This is a genomic window from Chroococcidiopsis thermalis PCC 7203, assembly GCF_000317125.1.
In the GTDB taxonomy this organism is placed as follows: Bacteria; Cyanobacteriota; Cyanobacteriia; order Cyanobacteriales; family Chroococcidiopsidaceae; genus Chroococcidiopsis; species Chroococcidiopsis thermalis.
On the sequence record NC_019695.1, the window covers coordinates 1,518,566 to 1,539,007 of the forward strand.

14 protein-coding genes are annotated in these 20,442 nt (G+C 42.4%); 12 read left to right on the forward strand and 2 right to left on the reverse strand.

Going from position 1 to position 20,442, the window contains the following annotated elements; translation table 11 throughout:
• Positions 1 to 5,748, reverse strand: a complete 5,748-nt coding sequence (locus tag CHRO_RS06730; protein WP_015153439.1) for an alpha-2-macroglobulin family protein — start codon at positions 5,746 to 5,748, stop codon at positions 1 to 3.
• A 326-nt stretch (positions 5,749 to 6,074) separates the two neighbouring features.
• Here CHRO_RS06730 and CHRO_RS06735 point away from each other — a divergent pair, with 326 nt between their 5' ends.
• From CHRO_RS06735 to CHRO_RS06770, 9 genes are all read left to right on the forward strand, one after another.
• Entirely contained in the window at positions 6,075 to 7,967 is a 1,893-nt protein-coding gene (locus CHRO_RS06735) for an ABC transporter substrate-binding protein (RefSeq protein ID WP_015153440.1), read from the forward strand.
• A 172-nt stretch (positions 7,968 to 8,139) separates the two neighbouring features.
• On the forward strand, positions 8,140 to 8,514 hold the full coding sequence (locus tag CHRO_RS06740) for a DUF433 domain-containing protein (RefSeq protein ID WP_015153441.1): 375 nt from the start codon (positions 8,140 to 8,142) through the stop codon (positions 8,512 to 8,514).
• Entirely contained in the window at positions 8,511 to 8,903 is a 393-nt protein-coding gene (locus CHRO_RS06745) for a hypothetical protein (RefSeq protein ID WP_015153442.1), read from the forward strand. Before CHRO_RS06740 ends, CHRO_RS06745 begins: the two co-directional genes overlap by 4 nt.
• 212 nt (positions 8,904 to 9,115) lie before the next feature.
• Complete coding sequence (locus CHRO_RS06750) at positions 9,116 to 9,454, forward strand: DUF433 domain-containing protein (protein WP_015153443.1); 339 nt, start codon at positions 9,116 to 9,118, stop codon at positions 9,452 to 9,454.
• Complete coding sequence (locus CHRO_RS06755; RefSeq protein WP_015153444.1) at positions 9,448 to 9,798, forward strand: DUF5615 family PIN-like protein; 351 nt, start codon at positions 9,448 to 9,450, stop codon at positions 9,796 to 9,798. The genes CHRO_RS06750 and CHRO_RS06755 overlap by 7 nt, the downstream gene beginning before the upstream one ends.
• 771 nt (positions 9,799 to 10,569) lie before the next feature.
• A complete protein-coding gene (topA, locus tag CHRO_RS06760) occupies positions 10,570 to 13,266 on the forward strand; it encodes a type I DNA topoisomerase (protein WP_015153445.1) in 2,697 nt (898 codons plus the stop codon).
• Between the two features lie 120 nt (positions 13,267 to 13,386).
• Positions 13,387 to 15,399, forward strand: coding sequence for a sensor histidine kinase (locus CHRO_RS29485; RefSeq protein ID WP_015153446.1), 2,013 nt, complete (start codon positions 13,387 to 13,389; stop codon positions 15,397 to 15,399).
• Entirely contained in the window at positions 15,396 to 15,593 is a 198-nt protein-coding gene (locus CHRO_RS31730) for a cell surface glycoprotein (protein WP_181824282.1), read from the forward strand. The genes CHRO_RS29485 and CHRO_RS31730 overlap by 4 nt, the downstream gene beginning before the upstream one ends.
• A gap of 94 nt (positions 15,594 to 15,687) precedes the next feature.
• The gene (locus CHRO_RS06770; RefSeq protein ID WP_015153447.1) at positions 15,688 to 15,885 is read left to right on the forward strand and encodes a hypothetical protein; all 198 of its coding nucleotides are present in this window, start codon (positions 15,688 to 15,690) and stop codon (positions 15,883 to 15,885) included.
• 190 nt (positions 15,886 to 16,075) lie between these two features.
• On the opposite strand, the gene CHRO_RS06775 is transcribed toward CHRO_RS06770, so the two are convergent.
• Positions 16,076 to 16,609 carry a DoxX family protein gene (locus tag CHRO_RS06775; RefSeq protein ID WP_015153448.1) on the reverse strand — a complete coding sequence of 178 codons (534 nt, stop codon included), beginning with the start codon at positions 16,607 to 16,609 and terminating at the stop codon, positions 16,076 to 16,078.
• A 272-nt stretch (positions 16,610 to 16,881) separates the two neighbouring features.
• On the opposite strand from CHRO_RS06775, the gene CHRO_RS06780 reads away from it, so the two are divergent.
• The 3 genes from CHRO_RS06780 (at position 16,882) to CHRO_RS06790 (ending at position 20,369) form a co-directional block, all read left to right on the forward strand.
• Positions 16,882 to 17,868 carry a glycosyltransferase gene (locus tag CHRO_RS06780; RefSeq protein WP_015153449.1) on the forward strand — a complete coding sequence of 329 codons (987 nt, stop codon included), beginning with the start codon at positions 16,882 to 16,884 and terminating at the stop codon, positions 17,866 to 17,868.
• 60 nt (positions 17,869 to 17,928) lie between these two features.
• Positions 17,929 to 19,458 carry a M48 family metallopeptidase gene (locus CHRO_RS06785; RefSeq protein ID WP_015153450.1) on the forward strand — a complete coding sequence of 510 codons (1,530 nt, stop codon included), beginning with the start codon at positions 17,929 to 17,931 and terminating at the stop codon, positions 19,456 to 19,458.
• An 89-nt stretch (positions 19,459 to 19,547) separates the two neighbouring features.
• Entirely contained in the window at positions 19,548 to 20,369 is an 822-nt protein-coding gene (locus CHRO_RS06790; RefSeq protein ID WP_015153451.1) for a COP23 domain-containing protein, read from the forward strand.
• Positions 20,370 to 20,442: the final 73 nt, after the last annotated feature.

Below are 20,442 nucleotides of genomic sequence, written 5' to 3' on the forward strand. Positions count from 1 at the left end.
TCACTGCGAATCTTGAATCACCAACCGAGAGGAACTACAACGCCCGAATTCTTCTGGAGCATATTGTAAATGCGCCTCTGCACCAGACCAAAGAAACGTGCCTGGAGTGACCGATCGCACGAGATAATGAAGTTGATAGACTCCTGGTTCTAGCCTGTCGCTATAGGCTACCACGCGATCGCGGTATATTGTTTGATAGCCAATTTCCCAGCTATCTTGTTGCGGTTGAAAGTAGGGTGTAGCGGTTTGGAAACTCGTATCCACAGCCTCAAATCCGGCGGGAAGAGGATCTGTAATTACAACTCGATCTACAGGGCGATCGCTAATTATTTCTAAACCTATATCAAACACTTGTCCGACTGGAACTGTCAAGGGTTCGGTAGGGGCATACAAACCAATTCGCCGCAATGCCTTTGTTTCGTTAGCCGGACGAATTTCTCGCGTGATTCTGAGTCCGTTTAAGCGCCCTGGTTGTTCTCCTTGGAGGCGATAGCGATAGGCAAGTAGGTAGTGTAGCATCCCGCGACCGGATTTTTTCAAAGTTAGATTTAAATTTTTTTGCCCACGGGGTAGCTGAGTCATCGGTACGGAAATATCTACACTGGGTTTGCGGTAGCCTTCAAATTGAGTTGCAGTTAAGTTTTTACCTCCTAGTTGCACGTTTGCTGTAAAGTTAGGTGGTGTGGGTTGTAGAGACGTTACATGTAACGTCTCTACTCGCATATATTGCACCAAAGCGGTGAGTGCTTCAGCATTATCATAGGTTGTCTGCCAAGTTCCTTCCCTTCGCAACGCCAAGAGTCCTTGCAACAATCGAGCTAAAACTTCAGGCTTTGCCTTAGTATCGATAAATAATCGTAAGGCTTGGGCTTGACTTGTGGTAGGAGAATTCAACCACTGCCAACCGGAAGGTAAGTTTACCACGGCACTGCGTCCGGTTTCATACACAATCTCTTGCAATCGATCCGTCAGAATTTTCGCCTCTTGCTGCCATTCTGGAAATAGATGCAGGTATCGTGCTAATTTAATTTTGGTAACGAGATCGAAGCGATCGCGTCCGTGATAAATATCGGCAAGAAAATCATTTTGTTTATTGCCTAATTGAGCTAGTGCGATCGCAGCTTCTAAGCGTACTCGTTCTTTACAAGGCGACTCTTTACAAAAATCGTATTGACTGGGATTTGCTAAAAGTTTTTGCAAGTAATTTCTGAGACGATTTACTATTTTAGCATCAATATCGAATCCTGCGGTTTGAGCTGTAGCAATTGCTGATGCTGCGTAAGGAGAAACAAAAGGATCTGATGTTTTATCGCCAGGTAAGCTAGCAAAGCCGCCGTCTGGTAACTGGAGTTTTTGCAAGCGTTCTAAAGCTTTTGCTTGTTGACTGGGGTTGAAATTGGTTACAGTTTGCCCGTATTGTTGAGAAAGAATTTGTAAATTTGCCGCGATCGCAAGTTGACTGGCGGCTGGTTCTAAAAATGGCAATTGTTCTTCATCTAGAACTTGTTTAACTGGCGCGGTAATATTAGCAATTGGCGTACTAGCAAGAGAAATTTCTAATCCGCCGACATCGGGCACGACATTGTTATCTATATTTAAGGGTATGGAAGTGCGATCGCTCGTTACTCCCGACTCTACCACTTGTTCTGTGACTTCTAGTGGCTTTACTTCCAATGGTACGGCGAAAGCATCGGTTGTACCATTTAATTGCGTGGTAAATTTAACTGTTGACTTGCCTGCACGAGTGGCAACAAAGGGGAAACGATAAGCACTCGTACCAGATTTTGTTGGGGTTGATAAATCGCCAGAATTATTGTCAGCAAATTGTATGGAACCATCTACAGTACCTTGAATTGCTAGCGTTCCCGATTGCCCTGTAGTATTGGTGACAGATAAACCTGCATCAAAGCGATCGCCTATACGAGCAAACTGCGGCAGAATTGGATTAGATAATAGGGGTTTAGTCGCAATAAACGTTTCTTCCCCATTTCCAAAACGCAAATCGCCATCGGTAGCAACCGCCATTACCCGCCAAGTTGTCAAATCATCGGGTAAGGTAAACGTAACTTTCGCCCTACCACTTGCATCTGTCTGCACCGCACCATTGTAGTAAGCTAGAGGTTGAAAATTTGTCCGCACGCGGGTACTTGCCAATCCCGAAGAATTTCCACCACCGTAACCCCAACCTTTATCGAGGGGAGATGATAGGGGTGATAGAACAACATTAGGACGATTATCGGCAAAACGGGTAGAAATTGGTTGTTCGGCGTATACTATTTGTACCAGATCTGGTAATCTATAGCCGCTTAACTGCAATACGGCTTCATTCACCACCATGACAGCAAACTGTCCTTGCAGGAAATTTCCTACTCCATCTTGTAATTGTAATTCAACAGTTTGCGCTTCACCAGGAGCAAGCGATCGCTTTTCGGGATTAACTTGCACTTTTAAATACTTATCCTCTAAATTAATTTTGAAAGGTGCAAACCCAATTCTGACTAAATTTTCTAAACTCCCTGGTTCGACTTGAGATATGGGAGTCCCTTGACGCACGAGTACCGCTTCGACTGCGGCGTTTGGTAACATATCTGCGGTGACTTGAAATTGAATTTGCGGCGCACCACCTTTAACGGGGATAATCGTGCGATACAGAGTATCGTGACGTACAACTGCCAAATACAACTCTGCTTCGGGATATGGTGATTGAATTAAGACTGTGGCTGTTTCCCCAGGTTGATAGCTATCTTTATCTAGTTTGAGTTCTAAGCGATTGTTCTTGTAGCGATCGCCCCAGTTTACCCCATTATCGCCTGTCACCCAAATTTGCGTATCAGTAGCAGTGCTTTCATCTTTAGCATTGGTAAAATTAGCGCGAATGCGGTAAGAACCGGATGCTGGCGGAGTCAGGTAAACAGTTTGAGGCGTATCGCTAGAGGATGTCTGCGTTTGCGCTACCGTTTTGTATTCCACCTGATTGTGAGGGGTTTGGCTACCTTCAACCACTTGGGTAACACTGCTGTATTTCATTTCTTGTAGTTCGACGCGAACTTGTTGCCCCGTTACGGCTTTGCCTGTAGGATCGGTGACGATAACTTGAATGGGAAAAGATTTACCAGCATCGGCGACAAAATCGCTTTGCAAACCAATGAGGCGATCGCTCGGTAGTGCCGTAAACGTGCGAGAATCAGCTACAGATAGATTGGAAACATCTGATATTTGCACGTCTACACGATAGGTCATCGGATAAGGTAAATCCTTAGCTACAGGTACAATTTGACTACTTTTCCCTGCTGCATCTAAAACTTGACGCGATCGCAATACATCACTAGTAATATTAGGGCTTTCTTCGGGCCAAAACCACTGTCGTCCAAATGAAAATTGTTCCCAACCTTGAGGATTAAAATTAGTTTGGCTGCGAGTGACGTAATATTGTGCTTTTCCTCCTTCTACAGGCGCACCAAATAAATAATTACTTTGAGCTGTAGCTGCAATTTTATCGTTAGATAGGACGAATTCTTTACCTAAATCCAATTCTACTTTGAAATTAGGTGGTTTAAATTCAGCCACGCGAAATTCACCAGAAATTTCTGCACCACTTTCACCTTTAGCGCGGATTGAATAGTATCCTAAAGGTTGACTGGAATTGAGAGGTATTTCTAAGGAAAACGTCCCGAATTCATTTGTAGTTTGAGTACCTAAATCTATCTTTTCTCCGTTCGGATTTTCTAGCGTAACTTGATAAGATACATTTTTATCTTGTTTAATAACGCCATTTTGTAAATAATAAGCTGCGCCAGTCAACTCAGCCTTTTCCCCAGGCTGATATAATTGACGATCTGAGAAAATCGTACCCCGCGATTCAATTTGGCTGCTATTCCATCCCGCATCAATCCCGTAGCCATAGGAACCGCTATACTCTTCATTACGAGTAAAAGTCCAGTCTTGACCTTCACGAGCAATTACGAGTAATTTAGGTGGTGTATTAAACTCTGCACCTCCCGTGCAAGTTTGCAAAGCTTGACGATTTAGCAGTAAAGTTCCAGTTAAATCGGTTTTTCCAACCGCACAAGCTACGGGTACAATTCTAGATTTTGCCCCTAATTTAGATTCGTAAATTTCAACATTTGCATTCGCTACAGCAGCACCGTCTGAAAGATGATGAACTCGAATCAAACCTGAATCGGGAAACCACTGACTAAATACACCCAAATTAGTTAACTGTACTAATCCGTAAAATGTCGGTTCGCGCCATTGCTGCTTACCATTTTCCTTATAAGAATTAGTGCGCGCCTGCACGCCATAAGCTAACATTCCTGTAGAGTTACCCAGTTTTTCTCGTAGAGGAACAGTCGTATCAACCGATTGATTCTTGCGTCCTTTAACAGGAAACTTTTGCCAAGAACTCTGAGAAGGAAGTAAATCGTTACCATCACCTCTAGGATAGGCGGAATCAATATAAACTAAATCTTCTGGTTGTACGACTTTATAGGCTGCTTTATACCTCGACTCAGGTAAATTAACCGTGCTAATATTCAGTTGTAAATTTTTGCCATCAGGAAAGATATTCAAATCTGAAGGAACCCAAATATCGGGGGAAACATCACTTGTGGTAAACTTTTGAGTGATTGATTTATCGAGAGTCTGCCCGAATTTATCTTTAAGATCTGCGCCCAAAGTAACAGTATAAGTAGTTGCTGGTTCTAAAGCATAAGGATTGAGGTTGACAACGCTATTTCCTTCATACGCTTGTATCAAACGCGGCGATTGTTTAGGTGCTGGCTGAATTTTAATATTTGCGATCGCAGATTCTGCTACCAAACCATTATTAAATATTAGTTGAGGACTACCTTGAACAAATCTGCCGTATGCCCCACCAGCATCAGCTTGTCCGATATACTGAATTTTGTCGAATGTTAAAGGTGCGTAAGTTTGTACCTGAGTTGCAAAAGTAGATGTACTTGGTAAATTACCGTGTAAAGGCAGCAAACCACGGGCAAATTCTAAACGATAACGAGTTGCTTTGTCTAGATTTTGTTGCGGCTTTATGGTATAATTCCAATCACGATTAGCAAGATCGAATTTTTCTTGAGCTGAATTATCTTCCTCGATAACTTCCTGTTTCTCCAACGCAATTTTCAGAGGTACGCTTTGTTTTTTCTCCTCTGCTACAAGTTGCGCTTGTTTTGATAAAGAATCTAAATTTAGTTCGACATTAGAACTAAATTTGAGCGTTGGCTGTAAACTCAAAGGTTCAGATGAAGATTCTGAATTAGGCTCGATTCCTGGTAAGTTGAATAACTTAATTGCTTCAGTGCTGAAAGTCCAAGCCAGATCTTTATCTAAACGATGATTTTTTAAGTCTGTTAATCCAGCTTTCAGGGTAATTCTAACCCGCGTAGCTTTCGGTAAAGCGCGATCGCCTTGCCATCCTACCATGCGCGGCGTGAGAAAGCGAAATTGTCCTGGTAAGGGCGGGTAAAGCTCAAATTTCTTTAAAATATCTTGGCTGCTATCCATACTCTCAACTGGAATCAGCGCCTCTTTAAACCGAATCCGAATTTGAGCTTTTGTTTCAGCTTCTCCAATCGGACTAATTTGTTCAATCCAGTTTGGTAATGGTGGCGGAGGAATTAGTGCAACTACTGGTAGTGGTTCATCCGATAACCGTGCTGTACCGCACCCTGCTATAGCCAGTATAAGTGTTAATACTAGTAGGAAATGCCACCCAATTCTCACGCCCCTAACCACGGTTCGCCTCGCTTTACTCGCATAGTATTCCTGTGATAGCTTATGCGGCTGAATCGTTCCGAAATCCCTACAATTCTTTACTAGTCTGTCTTTTGGATGTAGTTTAGGTAAGGTGCAGTGCGGTGCGATCGCTGGTGATGGAGAAAGTAATTTAGGGTTATCTATAAACTTTTCTTTCTGAAGCAAGAAAAACTAGTTAGAATTAAATTATAGTAAGTGGCAATTTCTACTCAACTACTTTGTTATAACAAAAAGTTGTTCAGTACGAAATTGGCTTTCATTGTCAAGGTAAATATTGATACAAAGCTCTCATTCTAGGTAAATTAATGAGTTTTGAACCACCCGATCCCTTAAAACTATTTGAATCAATAAGAAGAATCATAGATGCGATTGTTAGTTTTGTTAGAGCTAATCAATGGTCAAATTTATTAATATTAATTGGTACTCTTCTCGCTCTAATCCTGATAATTGATAGAGTTCTATTTGATAAGCTCATCACTGCATCCTTACCTAAAGATTATCCCATTGTTTTCTTAGTAATTGAGCTGCTGATTTTCATAACTGCTATTGCACTTAAACTCTTCAATTTAGATCGACCATTATCTCCTAGATTACGAAGGATTTTGTTGCTACTTATGAGTGGCACAGTCCTAATTTATTTAATTGCTGGATTAATATTTCAGCATTTAATTGCTGGATTAATATTTCAGCCTTCAACTACTCAGTTTAAATGCTCAGATGGTAACGAATATTGCTTTAGTTGGGGTGAGAGAGTTTTAATTTCAGAAGATAGCCTAGAAGCTACTAGAAAGGAGAGTTGTATGAATAACTTCAATCTTAAAAAAAACGGCACGCAAAGCTACGGTAAAAATACGGAAGAAGGCTTCGACGAAGCTGAAGCTCAATTCAGACAATATATTGATAAACAGAAGTGTCCAAACGATCCAGAAGCGCATATTTACTTAAATAACGCCAAATACTTAAAGAACGCCAAAGCTCAGATGAGCGAAAAAAATCTTGTTAGAGTTGCTGTAAGTGTTCCAATTAGTAGAAGTAATTCTAAAGGTGTCTCTGAAGCACAAGAAACTTTGAGAGGCATTGCTCTAGCTCAGTATAAGGTGAATGATAAAAAAGTTAATGGTATTGATGGAAAAAAACTAATAGTTGGCATTGCTGATGACGGCTTCAATAATGCTAAAGAGGTAGCCAAATTTTTAGTAGGAAGACCACCGATTTTGGGCGTAATTGGACACTCTACAAGTACTACTACTAAAGATGCTAGACCAATCTATCAAGAAGAGGGAGTTGTTGCTATTTCTCCTAGTAGTACTTTTGTTAGTTCTGATCGGTCGAGCGACAATGATTATGTATTTCGTACTGCTTCTAATGACAGCATTGCAGTAAAACAACTAGTCAAATACATTAGCAATCATACAAAAATCAAAAAGATAGCGATTGTTCATGACAATGACATATATAGTGAAAGTTATAAAAAGATGTTTGAAAAAGAATTTAAATTTCTGGGAAATGGCTCTGAAGTTATCAATGAAAGCAACACAGGCTGCGATCTAAGCAACGATAACTTTGACGATGATGAGTGTTTAGAAAAAGTAGGAAAACAAGCAGAAGCACTGCTACTAGCTCCAAGTTCTCCAAGAGCAAAGAACGAACTAGTTCTATCTATCCTCAGAAAGGCAACTATACCTCTCTTTGGAGCAGATAGTATGTATAACTTAGAAGTTGCAAAAGCGCTTAACGATGCAAATAAGAGAATCATAGTTGCTGTTCCTTGGCATAGAAATAATCCTTGGTTGCCTTTACAACAAGATGCCTATATCTACTTCGGTCAACATGCTATCAACTGGAATACGGCGATGGCGTATGATGCGACTTTAACTCTCGCTGAGGGTTTGCAAAAGGCATCCAAAACCTGCTCATTTTGGGATAAAAAGCTAGAGAATCACTTCAATACAGATAAATGTCTCCGTATCGAGCTAAAGAATGTATTGTCAAAGCCTGATTTTTTTGTAGTAGAAGAGAGTGCTGTTGAAGGAGGAGTTATTCAGTTTGACGCATTTGGCGATCGCTGTGCTGAAGAAACAGACAAAGAGGCTAAAGAAGGCGGATACTGCGGACAGACTAACAACAAGATAGGCGTTTTAGTTGAAGCTAAAAATGGGAATTTTTTTCGCATTGATTTACCAAATAAAAAACTCTAAAAAGAGGATGGATTTTAAACTAAACTAATTGTGCTTGAAAACTCACGCGATCGCACCCCAGTTAAATTGCGATCGCAGCAGCAGTACTTTGAAGTTGCTGATGAGATTCTAGCAGCTATCCTACTTTCATTTAGAATAGGATGAATGTAACTTCCGATCAGGAGTCTTTATAATGGCAACAGCATTCAATCAAGAGTCAGAGATAGAGAGAACAGAACGGGGACTGATAATCGCAGGCACGCGCATCACGCTTTATGATGTGATGGACTACTTCACTGCTGGCTATCCAGCAAAACTCATTCGTGAGAAACTCGGTCTTACGGATGCTCAAATTGATGCTGCTCTCTCGTATATTGAAACTCATCAAGCTGAAGTGATTGCTGAGTATCAAGAAGTTTTGCTAATTGCCGAAGACAATCGGCAATACTGGGAAGAACGCAATCGAGAACACTTTGCTCGTCTTGCTGCAAAGTCTCCGCAACCAGGACAAGACACTCTCCGAGCTAAACTTCAAGCTTGGAAAGACAGGCTTGAGTCCAAAGTATGAATTTTTTGATCGACTACAATTTAAGAGGACAAGCAACTCTGCTTTGGGGTACGCTCGCATCTGAGGGATGGCTTGAACTTGTACCTACTTGCTTCGTTGGGTTCGAGGAAGTTGGCTTAGTCAAAAATAGTAGCGATCGTTTGGTATGGCAAGTAGCTCAAACCAATCAGATGATTATTCTGACCGCTAATCGCAACATGAAAGGAAACGATTCGCTAGAACAAGTGATTCGCGAAAACAACACAATGACATCACTTCCAGTTGTGACGATTGGTAATAAAGAAAGACTCGATGAGCAGATTTATCGCGAACGATGTGCCAGTCGTTTAATAGAGATTTTGTTGGATATTGAGAACTATATGGGAGTCGGTCGGGTCTATATTCCTTAGCTCTATCTTCACTAATTCTGAAAGTGTTTTGGTAAATTTACTTAATTCTTGATTAAATTACCCGTAGAAAAACTTTGATAAGTGAGTTAATTTTGCGCCCATTATACTCAAAAGCTTACGCGATCGTACCTTAATTAAATAATTTACAATCGCAGTGGCGCTGAGCCGAACGAACGTTTGCTACGATCGCAGCAGAGATTCTGACGTTGATTATGACACTAGCAATTGAGGCTGAACTTGCACCACTGAAAACCAATGCTGATGGTGTAGTTTTGGTAGGCAAAACTCGTGTAACCCTTGATACTGTAGTTGCTGTTTTCCAGCAAGGAGTAACAGCCGAGGAAATTGTCTATCGCTATCCATCGCTGAAGCTAGCTGATGTATATGCCACAATCGCCTTTTATCTCAATCATCAGCAAGAGGTTGAAACATACCTAAAACAACGCCAGCAGCAGGCGCAGGAAGTTCGCATGATGAACCAAGCAAAGTTTGACCCCCAAGGCTTACGTGACAGATTATTGACTCGTAAAGCTGAACAAGAAGCGTGTTAAAATTGCTTGCCGACGAGAATTTTGATAATACCGTCGTGAGAGGATTATTGCGACGCAACCCGAATATTGATATTGTTCGAGTTCAAGACGTTGGATTGTCGGGTGAGCATGACCCAACTATTTTGACATGGGCAGCCCAAGAAAATCGGGTATTGCTCACTCACGATGTTGCTACGATTACACGCTATGCCTACGAACGGATCGCCCAAGGTCAGCCAATGCCAGGAGTGATTGAGGTTGGCGTAGATGTATCAATTGGTAAGGTGATAGAGGACATTCTTATCATTTTAGAGTGTAGTCTGGAGGGAGAATTAGAAGGACAAATTCAATATTTGCCACTGTAGCTTTTAGACTTTTGTGAAAAAACATCTCTTCCCAAAATTCTCTTTTCATTGTCGATATAATCAATTTAAAAACTAACGCGATCGCACCCTAGTTAAATTGCGATCGAATACAGATTTATATTACCTAAAATTCCTAATTCAAATTCTAAATTCATGTTCTATCAGAAATGATACGGAGGTAGATAGTGCTACCTTGTGCCTATAATGCCCCTTATCCTTCAAGATTGAATGTCTGCAATCTTATGAACTCATCCTCTCTCAAATGACTCTACAAGTCGTCGAACAATACTCTGGGTAACATCAAGTAACATCGTGCGATCGCCGCATCGTTTCGTTTACACTACAAAAAACTACAAAAACTGCTCTACCCTCGATTATGCTGTATAACTTCAGTACATCTACATTTGTTCAGCTGCCAACCGTGTAAAGTAAAGCTATTTCCGAGAAAATCGCCCCTGCGACTACCAAGAGCGAGCGGCGTGAATTATAAAATTTTTATGTGAATTTTGCCACTACCTGCCTGGACTTCCAGCTATTGTCTAGAACTATAACTTGCATTTAATGGTAGCCACTAATGCTAGATATAAGTTAAAGATGGAAATAGTTTGGTAGGAGAGGCTGGAGCTATGCCCACCGCAGCGATCGCTTTCTGCAATAGGCACTTGATGCTGACCCAATCCAATCGTACTAGGAGTGAACTATTGACATCCGACCGATAAATCCTTAATTCTGATTTTTCAGCCGCAGCCGCTATTTTTCCTTTAGGTTCTCATGTCAACTCTCGTTATCGTCGAATCCCCCACCAAAGCACGCACCATCCGTAACTACCTACCAAGGGACTTTCGGGTAGAAGCGTCTATGGGTCACGTACGCGACCTACCCCAATCAGCCACCGATATTCCCGCCAACGTTAAAGGGGAAAAATGGGCGCAGTTGGGCGTGAATGTGGAAAGTGACTTTGAACCGCTGTACGTGATTCCCAAGGATAAAAAGAAAATTGTCACGCAGCTCAAAGAAGCACTAAAATCTGCTGACGAACTCGTACTGGCGACAGACGAAGACCGAGAGGGCGAAAGCATTAGCTGGCACTTGTTGCAGCTACTCCAGCCAAAAGTTCCGGTCAAGCGGATGGTATTCCACGAAATTACCCAAGACGCAATCCGCAAAGCGCTGAAAAATTGCCGCACCGTTGACGAACAACTCGTCCGCGCCCAAGAAACGCGCCGAATACTCGATCGCCTGGTAGGATACACCCTATCCCCCCTACTGTGGAAAAAAATAGCCAAAGGGCTATCCGCCGGACGAGTCCAGTCAGTTGCAGTCAGACTTTTAGTTAACCGCGAACGGCAACGCCGCGCTTTCCGCCAAGGGAGTTACTGGGATCTCAAAGCCACCTTGGAGGCGAAAGGCAAAGAGGCGAAAGGTGAATTTGAAGCCAAACTCACCACCCTAGCTGGTACAAAAGTCGCCAATGGCAGCGATTTTGACCCAGATACAGGGCAGATCGTTGCCGGACGCAATGTTGTTTTATTGAATGAAACCCAAGCCAGGGAACTACTAGAGCGTTTAACGGGCAAACCTTGGACGGTGACGGATTTAGAAGAACGTCCTACGACGCGCAAACCCGCACCACCCTTTACCACCTCTACCCTGCAACAGGAATCTAACCGCAAACTGCGCTTGTCGGCGCGGGACACGATGCGGGTCGCCCAAAACCTCTACGAACAGGGATATATTACCTACATGCGTACCGACTCGGTGCATTTATCCGAGCAGGCGATCGCAGCTGCCCGTAGTTGCGTCGAGCAGATGTATGGCAAAAATTATCTCAGTCCCCAACCGCGCCAGTACTCCACCAAAAGTAAAGGCGCACAAGAAGCACACGAAGCCATTCGCCCGGCTGGGAGCAGCTTCCGCACGCCCAAGGAAACAGGTTTGAGCGGCAGAGAATTCGATCTCTACGATTTGATCTGGAAGCGCACTGTGGCGACCCAGATGGCAGACTCGCGCCAAACTCAAGTTATCGTGCAATTGCAGGTAGAAGACGCAGGGTTTAGGTCTAGTGGGAAGCGAATTGATTTTCCTGGCTTCTTACGCGCTTACGTGGAAGGTTACGACGACCCAGAAGCAGCATTAGAAGATCGGGAAGTCATTCTACCACCGCTGAAAAAAGGCGATCGCCCCGACTGCAAAAACCTAGAGGCGATCGGACACGAAACCCAACCCCCTGCGAGATATACGGAAGCTTCTCTCGTTAAAACACTAGAAAGCGAGGGTATCGGTCGCCCCAGTACCTACGCCAGCATCATCGGTACGATTGTAGACCGAGGCTATGCCCAAATCGTCAGCAACGCCCTCGTTCCTACTTTCACCGCCTTTGCTGTCACTGCCTTGTTAGAACAGCATTTTCCTGACTTGGTAGACCCTAGCTTTACCTCCAAAATGGAGCAAACCTTGGATGATATTGCTACGGGTGAAGCAGCTTGGTTGCCATATCTCCGCAAGTTTTATTCAGGCGATGCGGGACTGGAAACTCTAGTTAAGGCACGGGAAAGTCAAATTGAAGCCAACGTTGCGAGAACAGTCGCTTTTGATGACTTAGAAGCAAAAGTCCGCATCGGTAGTTACGGTCCTTATATCGAAGCACAGAACGGTAGCGATACTGTGACTGCTTCCATTCCTAAAGACTGGACTCCGGCAGATTTAGATGCCGAATTAGTGGAAAAGTTGCTCAAACAGAAAACCGAAGGACCGGACAAAGTAGGGATTCACCCTGAAACTGGAGAGCCGATCTATGTCAAGATCGGTCCTCACGGTCCTTACGTGCAACTAGGGGAAAAAACTGAGGATAAGCCCAAACCCAAGCAAGCCTCGTTGCCTAAAGGTGTCACGCCCGATAACCTCACCCTAGAGACAGCTGTTGGTTTGCTATCTCTACCGCGGCTACTTGGTACTCACCCAGCAACGGGAGGCAAAATTCAAGCTAGTATTGGACCCTATGGACCTTATGTCGTCCACGACCAAGGTAAGGAAGGCAAAGACTATCGATCGCTTAAAGTCAGTGACAACGTATTGACAGTGACTCTAGAACGGGCGCTAGAGATTCTTGCCGAACCCAAGAAAGGACGACGTACCAGCAGCAAATCCAAATCAGCATTACGCGAGTTGGGCGCTCATCCGGGGGACGGAGAACCAGTCAACATCTTCGAGGGTCCCTATGGGCTTTACGTCAAGCACGGAAAGACCAATGCGGGATTACCAGAGGGGCAAAAAGTCGAAGATATGACTTTAGATAAGGCGTTAGAACTATTAGCCTCAAAGGAATCGAGCGCTAAAAAATCGACGAAGCGCAAATCTACTAAGGCAAGTGCTAACGGTAATGGGACTGCAACTACAGCCAAGAAAAAAACCGCTAGCAGCACTCGCAAGACAACGACTGCTTCTAAATCAAAAACTAAGACTTCATAGAGTCTTAACTGGTTATAAGTTCGATCGTAGAGACGCAAGCGCTTGCGTCTCTATATTTTTTGGAGATACGGAATACACCCGTATTTTTACGGTCGTCGATCGCAATTCCCGGAAGTTGAAATGAAAATGCATAGCTATCAGCGCGATCGCGACTCCCATAAATTGGTTTCTAACATGAAGATTCGTCAAAAGTTAACTATAGGTTTTGTCGGGACTTCTTTATTAGTAGGCTCAATCGGTTGTCTATCATTGGTTGTCGATAAAAATACTCACGCTCATATAGAGCGAATCAACAAAAAATACATTTATGAATTCGAGTTCTCCGGTCGGGCGATCGCTGACATACAAGCAGTAAATGTAGCAACGCATAAACTTTCAATTGGAGAAATACATATATATAGTAGAGGAGAAATTATTGCACTAATCGAGTCTAAATTAAATACAATAGAAAACAATATAAATGATAGAATTCAGAAAAACGATCCGGCATTAATAGTAAGTTTTGAAACTGAACTTACGCGAGAAGAAGCTGAGAAAAGTTATCAAAGCCTTAAGGCATTAAAAGCCAATTTTTTAAGATATAAAACTTTAGTCACGCAATATTTACAATTACTATCTACTAATGAGTGGGATGCCAAGCAGCTTTTAGCAGATAAATTAGAATGGTATGTAGAAAAAAGCATATTACCCGAGGTCGAGGAATACAAGCAGCGAGCCGAAAATAGTTTATCAACTGAAGTTAGAGAAACCGAAAAAATGTTTCTCATGGGAGAGCGCGCGATCGTCTCCTCAACTTTAGCTGCTGTCATAACTGCCATTATTCTAGGCTATTTCATTTCTCGTTCTATTCTCAAACCGATCGACAAGCTAAAAGGAGCAGCAATTCAGGTTGGAGAAGGTCATTTAGAAACTAGAGTTGCGATCGATTCTCACGATGAACTCGGAGTTTTAGCTGATGCTTTTAATCAAATGATATTAGGTTTATCGAGAACAACAGTATCTCAAATCTATTTAGATAAAATTCTCAGTTCAATGTCAGATTTACTAATTGTAACTAATCCAGAGCGAATTGTTACTAAGGTAAATCAAGCAACACTCGATTTACTTGGGTTTTCAGAAAGCAAATTACTTGGTAAGTCGATCGATATTTTTCTAAGCCAAAACACAAACTTGAGTGTTTATACGTTAGCCGATCGCGGGTTAAATCTCAATCTGGAAACAAATCTGTTAACAGCCGCAGGTAGAGCAATTCCTGTATCTTTTAGTTCTTCTGCTATTGTTGACGAACAGGGTAACAAGCAGGGTTTCGTTTGTGTAGCGCGAGATATAACTGAAAAGAAAAGAATAGAAGCGGCAATGTTACAGGTAAGAGTAGCTGAGGCTGCCAAAGCAGAAACCGATCGGGCTTTACAACAAGAAAAGCATTTGAACGAGATGAAAAGTAAATTTATCTCTATAGCTTCTCATGAATTTCGGACACCATTAACTACAATTTTATCTTCAACAGAGTTACTACGAGATTATGGTTACAAATGGACAGAAGATCGCAAAAATCAGCATTTTCAGCGAATTGCTAATTCTGTAAAACACATGACCGGACTTTTAAATGATGTACTTTTGATTGGTAAAGTAGAAGCTGGAAAAATTGAATTTAATCCCCACTCGATTGATGTCGTCAACTTTTGTCAAGAACTAATAGAAGAAATAGAAATAACTACCAAAAACCATAAAGTTTTATTTCATTGCAAACGCCAGTATATTCATGCTTGTATGGATGAAAAGCTCCTACGACACATTTTTAGTAATTTACTCTCAAATGCAATTAAATATTCTCCTAAAGGTGGTGCTGTCAATTTTAAGTTAATTTTTCAATTAGAACATCTGATTTTCCAAGTTCAAGACCAAGGAATCGGTATTCCGCAAACAGAACTATCCCAATTATTTGAGACGTTTCATCGGGCTAGTAATGTCGGTACAATTCCAGGCACGGGATTAGGACTTGCCATTGTCAAAAAGTCTGTTGAAGCCCATCAGGGAACAATTACAGTAGAAAGTGAAATTGGCGTAGGTACGACATTTCAAGTTACCCTACCACTTTATGAGGTTTGCCCAACTAAGGACAGTTATCAGTGAAGAAAGGGAGCGCACGAGCAGGGAGTAGGGAGCAGGGAGGACAAGGGGGACAAGAAGGACAAGGGGGAACTCGCTCTTCCCCACGACCGAAGGGAGTGGGGATTAGGGGGCGAAGGGGGACAAGGGGGACAAGGAAGCAACTACCAATTACCAATTACCAATTACCAATTACCAACTGCCAATTACCACTATAAAGAATTGTGTTTATTAAAGACTGTGAACTCCGTAGCTTCCTATACTGAACTTAATTCCTACCTTTTGCATCTCGAACGAGGAGGTTCTCAAACGATGCACACTTATGAAGTATTGGTAGATATCAAAGAATGCTTAGAAATGACAAGTGCTAGTTGCAGAAGCGAAACAGCACGCTACGAAATCGATGCAGAGTCCAAAGATAAAGTCGATCGCCTTGCTAGAGCGCAGGCTAGAAGCGACCATCCACAAGGTATTGAATACGATATTAGGGTAACGAGACTATTGAGATAGAGCGCCCTCACATGTTGTCATTGGTCATTTGTCAATAACTAATGGTGACTGTAGTACAAGCTCTTCATAAACGATTGAGGGTTGCTGTAAAAATACAAAAACTAGGGAAAGAAGCGATCGCTTCCTTCCCTAAATCGTAGAGCGAATGGCGATCGCAAGTTGCCAATCTTCCATCACGATTCACAACTCATTACTTACTGACCATTTCCGCCACACTCTGAGCCTGATAAGCTTTTTCTAAGCGCATAATCCGCTTCGCTTGCATAGAGAAAGCACTAGCATCGAGCCAGTTAGCAATCAAAGCATCTGTAGAGAATAGTCCTCCACCATTGATGGTGAAGAAGAGAAAGCAAACTGCATAAACAGCAGAAAGTTCTAGATAAGAAAGATTTAAACCAGCAACCAAGATGTGATGGTACATCGCTACACACATGGTTCCGAACAAACCAAAAGCAGCTGGACGGGTCAAAAAGCCAATCGCTACCAGTGGCGCACCGATTGTTTCGGTTAATGCAGCTAAGTAGCTGAAAAAGATCGGGAAGGGTAAACCAATGTACTCAACGTAAGCTTGAGAAAAGCTTTCGATATTACCCAGTTTGTCTAAGCCATTATGAATCATAACAATCCCTACGACAGCACGCAGGACAGCCCAAGCAGTCTGCGACCAGAAGTTAGGGCTAGTGTTGGGTTTGAGTATGGTAGCTAAAAAGGTGGTTGTAGACATGGTGCAGATGTTGCGCTGAGTTTGTCAAAGATTTCAAAAAATTAACAGAAGTATTAATTAATGTAAATACTTATTTATTAATGTATCGCTTTTTTTCAAAATCGGGAACGCCATAGGTATGCAGAATCGGCATTTGCACTAAAGCAAAGTCGTTATGAGTTTAATAGGTTTTGTGTAATGTGCAAAACAGCCCGCGCGATCGCTAATGCGTATAATATCCGGCAATCGATATAAAGCTATACAACTAATTTTTAACCAAAATCAAAGTTGAGATGACACCAGAAACCAATCGAAGACCAATCTGGTCGATAATGATCCCAACTTATGAGCGATCGAGATATTTATCAGCAGCAATAGAGAGCGTATTAGCTCAAATATCAGAACGAGAATTCAATCGATTTCAAATAGAAGTAGTAGATAACTGTTCTACTAACAAAGCGATTGAGAGCATAGTTTCTCAATACAAAGGTAAAGTTAGTTTTTATTGTCAGCCAAAGACAGTAGATATTTATACAAATTGGAATACTTGCATAGAAAGAGCGCTAGGAATATACATACATATTTTGCATGATGACGATATTGTTGGAACTGAATTTTATCATCGGATGGAGATCGGTTTTAATACTAATTCTGCAATTGGAGCAGCTTGCTGTCGCCACCAACATATAGATGAGATAGGTCGTCGGCTAAAATATATTTCCCGCTTACATAGAAAAAAAGCAGGAATAATCCCCAACTTTATTGAAAAAATTGCTATTAGTTCTCTTTTCGATCCTCCTGCTGTTACTGTCAAAAAAGAGGTTTATGAAAAGCTAGGAAAATTTAATTCTCAAATGGAGAGTTCTGCGGATCATGAGATGTGGATTAGGATAGCAGTTAATTATAAAGTTTGGTTTGAGCCACAAGTGCTAGCTTTTTATAGAGTACATAATAATACCATTACATCTACTGTTCTATCCTCAGGATATAACTTAGTCTGTGCTAGACGTGTGATAAAAACATTCGATCGCTTGCTTCCCTCTCACCTCTGCTGGAAACTAACCAAACAAGCATTAGAAGAATGTGGCAAGTATGGAATTAAACTTGCGTTTCGAGCGCTGAGCAAAGGAGATTTGAAAACCACGTTCAATCAAATTAGAGAAGTCTTGAGGAGTACTCATTCGCTTAAAGTTCTGAGCGTCATATTGTTAGTACCGTGGTTAGCGATTCTCGCCTTTTTGTGGCGAGCGTTGAGAAAAATATTTGTCCCGATCGCCTAAAGTCTGACAACAACTATAGACTAAAAATTATCTACACTCCCACACTCGGACAAATATCCTATGAAACCCGCCTGGACTCGACTGGCGATCGCTTTAAATGCAGCTTTGCTTGTCTCTGGAACGCCAGTTATGGCGATACCCCCTGCGCCAACAGAAAATACCCCCACGCAACCACAACCAGGGGAACCACCCACATTTGAACTCGAAACCAGTGCCTCCCGCCTTGCCACAATTGTCGAGCAGAGAAAAAAACTAATTGAAGCGGATCGTTTGCATCAAGCCGGACAGCACGCAGAAGCAGAAAAACTCTATCGAGAAGTCAAAGAGCCTTTTACTACCCCTATAGAAGTTAAACAGCGTCCAGAACCGATTGTTGATGTGACTCAACTATCACCAGCAGGCAAGGTTTATTGGCGGGAAGCAGAAGCAGGTATCGCTCAAAATCTGCAAACGAGAACTTTGGTTCCCTTGCGATTGTTGGTAGAACAGTATCCCCAATTTATCCCCGGACATCTGCAACTGGCAGCAGTACTCAATAAACAAGGTCATCCTGAAGAAGCGATCGATGTTTTGGAACGAGCAACATCTCTTTATCCCGATCGACCGGAGTTAGTCAAAGCCAAAATAGAAGCCTTCGTTGCTGAAAAAAAATGGATGGAAGCCTCGATCGCCGCGCGAAGATTTGCAATTCTCAATCCTAACCAACCCAGTACCGCAGAATTTACTCAACTAGCCGATTTACATTTAGATAATTACACGCGACATCTACGCCGCAAGTTACGAGGAAATGCGATCGCCAATGTGATTACTGGGGTAGCAGGATATGCCCTTACAGGTAGTCTATTAGGTCCGCTGTCGGCTTTGCAAACAGGCTCGATGTTATTACGAGGGGAATCATCCATCGGTAAATCGATTGCCAAAGATGCGCGAGAACAATTGCCAATGGTAGAAGACAAAATAGTCATTGACTACGTGAATGAAATTGGACAAAAACTAGCTAAAGTCACAGGTCGCGACGATTTTCAATATGAGTTTTACGTTGTATTAGACGATAATTTAAATGCTTTTGCCTTACCAGGTGGAAAAGTATTTGTGAATGCAGGTGCGATCGCCAAAACTGAATCTGAAGCAGAGTTGGCTGGATTACTGGCACACGAATTATCTCACGCCGTCCTTTCTCATGGGTTTCAGTTGGCAGCTGAAGGCAATTTACTGGCGAATGTGACTCAATATATTCCCTATGGTGGAACTGTGACAAATCTTTTTACCATGAGATACAGTCGCGATATGGAACGCCAAGCAGATGCTTTAGGGACAAGACTAATTGCAGCTAGCGGCTATGCATCTGATGGTTTACGCGATCTGTTAGTGACGCTGAAAGAACAAGACAAAAGGGGAGAACCGCCAGCGTGGTTATCTTCTCACCCCCCAACAGGCGATCGCATTCGCTATGTCGAAGAACTGATTCAACGTAATGGCTACAACCGTTATACCTACGAGGGAGTAGCGCGTCACGCCGAAATGAAAGCAAGAGTGGAAAAAATTTTGATTCAGAAGGAACTGATAACTAAGAAAAAGCATCATCGATAAATGTAAACAATCTTTCCTGCACTAGATACATCACTGGCTTGAGGTAGATAGCTTAGAGGCAGCAGGGTTAAGTTTGAGGATTATTTTTCATGTCTGCAAAAACTTTTAAGTTTCAATTGTTAAGAGGTTTGAGTTTATCAATGGGGTTAGCCTTGCTGTTAGCACATGAAACTGCAATGGCTTTTCCCCGCCAAGGAATGATAATTGCTCAAGAGAATTCTCGTTCTAGCGATCGCAATAGTCGCTCGACCAACCGCGATCGCGATGTTGTCGTAGATACAGAAGGCGATACTACACCTACTTCCCGCCGCAATCCTGGCAGTTCAGATCCCGTTACGAGAGCGACGCGGTTTAGCTGTCAGACTGTAAATGGCGAGTACACTGTAGTTTACCAGCCAGAAAGCCAGCCAGGAGAGTTCTTTGAGTGGGCAAAACCATCAAATATGGGTGGTGGTTGGAATTCTCAAAGACGTTGTAACGAAATTGCTCGTCGTTTAGAATCTTACCGTCCCGATGGTTTGTTAGAAATGACCACAGGGGTAGAAAATAGCTACAACACTGTTTGCGTCACGACAGAAAGAGACTCGTCCTGTCGGATTGTTTTTACCGTACCACCAGGACAAGACCCCATATCAACTCGCGATCGCGTCTTTGAAAACCTCACCGTAGCTGATAGCGGACAGCAAACTGATGCAGTCAGTACTTATCAGGGAAGACAGAGCGAAATTAGCGATCTCATCAACATGGGTCGTGAAGCTTTGGGTGGAAAAAAACGCACTAATACTAAGAATATTAACCTCAAACCCTTCTTAGATGCAAAGGATGGTGGCACTGGAGCAAAACTTGACGATGCCGTACAAGTCAAGCAAAATAGCTCTCATTCGCGGTTAAATCCTGGGAATTTTCGTTAGACTGTAATTAACAATTGGTAATTGGTAATTGGTCATCGGTCATCAGTCAATAGACAAATGACTGATGACACTT

Coding starts and splice junctions, on each gene's coding strand:
- CHRO_RS06780 (WP_015153449.1), top strand. CDS start 16,882: ATGACACCAGAAACCAATCGAAGACCAATCTGGTCGATAATGATCCCA.
- CHRO_RS06770 (WP_015153447.1), top strand. CDS start 15,688: ATGCACACTTATGAAGTATTGGTAGATATCAAAGAATGCTTAGAAATG.
- topA (WP_015153445.1), top strand. CDS start 10,570: ATGTCAACTCTCGTTATCGTCGAATCCCCCACCAAAGCACGCACCATC.
- CHRO_RS06775 (WP_015153448.1), bottom strand. CDS start 16,609: ATGTCTACAACCACCTTTTTAGCTACCATACTCAAACCCAACACTAGC.
- CHRO_RS06745 (WP_015153442.1), top strand. CDS start 8,511: ATGAATTTTTTGATCGACTACAATTTAAGAGGACAAGCAACTCTGCTT.
- CHRO_RS06790 (WP_015153451.1), top strand. CDS start 19,548: ATGTCTGCAAAAACTTTTAAGTTTCAATTGTTAAGAGGTTTGAGTTTA.
- CHRO_RS06750 (WP_015153443.1), top strand. CDS start 9,116: ATGACACTAGCAATTGAGGCTGAACTTGCACCACTGAAAACCAATGCT.
- CHRO_RS06735 (WP_015153440.1), top strand. CDS start 6,075: ATGAGTTTTGAACCACCCGATCCCTTAAAACTATTTGAATCAATAAGA.
- CHRO_RS06740 (WP_015153441.1), top strand. CDS start 8,140: ATGGCAACAGCATTCAATCAAGAGTCAGAGATAGAGAGAACAGAACGG.
- CHRO_RS06785 (WP_015153450.1), top strand. CDS start 17,929: ATGAAACCCGCCTGGACTCGACTGGCGATCGCTTTAAATGCAGCTTTG.
- CHRO_RS29485 (WP_015153446.1), top strand. CDS start 13,387: ATGAAAATGCATAGCTATCAGCGCGATCGCGACTCCCATAAATTGGTT.